Origin of the sequence: Acinetobacter sp. AS5, from assembly GCF_048957595.1 — a bacterium.
Classification (GTDB): Bacteria; Pseudomonadota; Gammaproteobacteria; order Pseudomonadales; family Moraxellaceae; genus Acinetobacter.
Map to the genome: position 1 here is coordinate 1 of NZ_JARDAL010000121.1, position 2,163 is coordinate 2,163.

The 2,163-nt window shown below is 30.2% G+C and carries 2 protein-coding genes; both read right to left on the reverse strand.

Annotated features, from left to right (window positions below):
- Positions 1–53: 53 nt before the first annotated feature.
- On the reverse strand, positions 54–518 hold the full coding sequence (locus tag PV763_RS17445; RefSeq protein ID WP_420938283.1) for a hypothetical protein: 465 nt from the start codon (positions 516–518) through the stop codon (positions 54–56).
- Complete coding sequence (locus tag PV763_RS17450; RefSeq protein WP_420938284.1) at positions 515–1,972, reverse strand: ATP-dependent nuclease; 1,458 nt, start codon at positions 1,970–1,972, stop codon at positions 515–517. The genes PV763_RS17445 and PV763_RS17450 overlap by 4 nt, the downstream gene beginning before the upstream one ends.
- Between the last annotated feature and the right edge of the window lie 191 nt (positions 1,973–2,163).

Genomic DNA, 2,163 nt, shown 5'->3' on the forward strand with positions numbered 1-2,163 from the left:
CCACTTACCCAAGTTACGCCTTAAATTTGGCTCAATTAGGGGCGCTTTGCATTTCAAATCTTTGTGCAACAAAGCCTTTGGTTACAAGTACTACAACAGGGAATAAGGTTCAAGGCATGAACTGCTAATTCAGGAAATTTTGTTTCTGGTAAATAATGATCGTGGGTTTTAGGTATAGTTATCCCACAATAAGGACATTTTTTTAAAAAACAAGGAACTTGGACACCTTTAATCAAATCAAATATTTCATTGACCTTTTTTGTATAGCCTGTATAACAACCTAGTAAATCGTCTTTATTTAGTTTTAAAGAAGGACTTTCAATAAAATTAAATAATTGATTATTCTGAATAGCCAACTCAAAATCCGTGTATCTTGATGCTACTTGATTATCCAAACTTAGTAGATTTTGCTTTACTTGGTTAGTTACACCTTTAATATTATTTTTTTTAGCATTAACTATTGCTCTATGTCTATCTGTATAAGGGATCGATGCTGGCGGTATATTCAGTATTTTCATTGGTCTTCACCATACTGAGCTAGAAGAAACGCTTTAGCATTAAAACTTAAATTATTTTCAAAAAGGGCACACACATCATTATAACTTACTGTTTTAGATAATTTTCTTAGCACATTTTTATAAAAGTTAGGTATAGATACCGTATCAAAAACGTGTCTCGTAAGCTCTGATATATTTTCACCAAAAGTTTCAAATTCCATTTTTGTAGCAATCGTACTATTTTTTTCTCTAGTTAATAAAATTACACGTTTACTAGGTATCTCTTGTATAACAATGGGTGAATGAGTCGCAAGGATTGCAAATGACTTATATTTTTTTAACAAATCATTTAATACATTGAATAAGGTAGCTACTGCATTTGGATGAAGATGGGTTTCAGGTTCATCAAATAAAACTAAAGTATTAATTTGTATTTTTGCAACAAGTGCTGTAACAAAGTGAGCTAATATTGACTGGCCTGAGCTAAGAAAAGATAGAGGATCATGCTCTGAAAAATCATTACTTTCTATCTGTTTTTCTAGATAACTTTTAAATAATGAATCGTTCCTGTCTAAAATTTGCATCATGTACTCAGCCCATAGATTTCCTCTATCTAACTCCTTAATTTTAATTAAATTATCTTTATAGCTTTCTGTTAATAATTTTATCGATATTCCACCACTTTCGTTTCGAATACCACAGTAATTGTAACTTCGCTGTGGTTTAGAAGGGCGAATAAACTTATCAAAAGCACTATAAGACACTGTAATAACTTTATTAAAAATAGGTCTGTTTCCTATAAACCTTTCATCTCTATCATCTAGTGATTTTTTCGACTTTCTTCCAACTTGTACTAAATCTTTAGCAAGGGCACCCATTAATTGAGTTTTTCCTACAGCATTTCGTCCAATGATTCCAACGATTCGTCCTGGAATTATATCATCCTCATCAAAATCAACAGAAATTTCGAATGGATTATTAGATCCATCAATATTAACTACATATTTAAAAGAAAAATCTTCTGTATAATTTTCATTTAAAATAATAGATCTACCAAATCTTAAAGCGTTATGAGCACTATTTTCTCTGAGTAAAGAATTTCGGTAATCTGCCTTATGTTCAAAATCTTTTGCCTTATTAGATTCCCAAGCAATATCATTTAAAGCTTCTAATACTATCTCAGATTCTGATTCACCAATAATATCTAATAGATTTTTATAAAAAGATATATCCTGACCTAGACTAATATAGTTTTCATCTAATTTTAAAAACTCATTAGGAATAATTGTACTAGAAGATTCTTTTTGTAAAATTTTAATTCGGCCTATATTATGTGTTTTTTCATCACTTTCATGAAAATTTAAATCAAAAAGACTGTAAGTACTATAATCATTCCAACTATCCTTAGTTAAACTAAAAATTGGGTATTTTGTACTCGTTGTTAACGGTTTTTTGTACTCTTTTTTGATAAACATAAATAAACCTTAGTTTAATAACAAATAAAAATTAACTGAAAGTGAAATTCTTAACATGTTTCTTAAGGGCTTTGTTGCACAAAGATTTGAAATGCAAAGCGCCCCTAATTGAGTCAAATTTAAGGCGTAACTTGGGTAAGTGGTCGACCTAATTCCGTAAATCTGTTAAGGACTGCTACACGTGCATGGAT